We start from the raw sequence: 352 nt of genomic DNA, 5'->3' as shown, positions 1-352 counted from the left end.
CCCACAATAGTAATGGTCACATCATGACTTGCAGTGCCATCGGCAGAGGTCACAGTAATCGTACGAGTAAGTGTTTCACCGGCTTTAAGTGATTGCACATCGCTGTGAGTGTTGTTTAGCTCATAACTCCAGTTACCGTCAACATCGATAGAGAAGGTACCGTAGTTACCATCAGCCACATCGTCTTGTACTTGGAATACGGCTTCGCTGGCATTACCTGTGCCATCGACATCAGACACGGTTAGCGTGCCAGAGACTGTTTCAAACGTGTTGTTATCCGCATCGGTTGCACCATCTTCAGTGACCGTACCTGCGTCAGAATCGCCATTACCTACATCAACGGTGATATCCG

General features: G+C 48.3%; 1 protein-coding gene. It reads right to left on the bottom strand.

Features of this window, described 5'->3' with window-relative positions; genetic code table 11:
• Positions 1–352, bottom strand: a 352-nt coding sequence (locus tag BCU94_RS08680) for a VCBS domain-containing protein (protein ID WP_198590868.1), incomplete at both ends; no start/stop codon positions are given.

The sequence above is a fragment of the Shewanella sp. 10N.286.52.C2 genome, assembly GCF_002874545.1.
Taxonomy (GTDB): domain Bacteria; phylum Pseudomonadota; class Gammaproteobacteria; order Enterobacterales; family Shewanellaceae; genus Shewanella.
The sequence above is the reverse complement of the archived record's forward strand: the minus strand, read 5'-3'. Positions and strand labels throughout refer to the sequence as shown.